This is a genomic window from Facklamia sp. P13069 (assembly GCF_050409405.1).
Taxonomy (GTDB): domain Bacteria; phylum Bacillota; class Bacilli; order Lactobacillales; family Aerococcaceae; genus Facklamia.
The window spans coordinates 1-710 of sequence record NZ_JBNUPN010000058.1; the positions used below are offsets into that span (position 1 = coordinate 1).

Genomic DNA, 710 nt, shown 5'->3' on the forward strand with positions numbered 1-710 from the left:
AGAGGATATTTTGCACTAAAGCGACGATTGAGGGGGTTGGGAGCAATTGTTTCTTTGTAAGAGCTATAGCGACGTGACTTTCGCCAGAATTTTGTAAGTTTTAAGCCGAGCTTATTCATGATTCGTAAAGCTTTTTTAGGGTCAATTTTTTGATGGTGTGTTTTGTATAATTCAGCCGTAATTCGTCGATAACTATAGGTTTCATAGAGTTCGTGAAATATTTGTTGAGTCTTTTCTTCTAATTCAGAATCATCAGTAACTTTATTCTTTTGACGAAGTCCGTTTTTATTAAGTTTCTTTACCACTTTGGGCGGCCTTTCTATCGGTCTATTCAGAGCTTTAGAACCCCCTTCAAGATAAACACCTTTGCAATTAGCTAGCATTGATGGATTCGTAAGGTTAAAGGCGATTGCCGTTTCTTTATAGGAAGCAGCTATTCTTTGCTTAAAGTGTAAAACATTCAGCTTAAAAATCTAAAGAATAATCTGCTTTTCCTTGAATTGCTTTTAACCCATTTGCCCCCTATCTTTTATAAGTGTAAACCCGATTCTTGACTAAAGAAGGTGAAGGAATCCCCTATTTTTTGTTAAAGCCTAGTAACCTACTTTTCCTTCTAAATACCCTTCAATCACTTTCATTTTCAATTCAGAAGCCTATTTTTAGACATAAAAGGACCCCCAAAAGTTAGTTTTTAACTCGAACTTTTGGGG

At 35.8% G+C, this 710-nt stretch carries 1 protein-coding gene; it reads right to left on the reverse strand.

Going from position 1 to position 710, the window contains the following annotated elements:
• Positions 1-305: transposase (locus ACQV2T_RS09335; RefSeq protein WP_428893589.1), on the reverse strand; the 305-nt coding region annotated here is incomplete at its 3' end.
• Positions 306-710 lie beyond the last annotated feature (405 nt).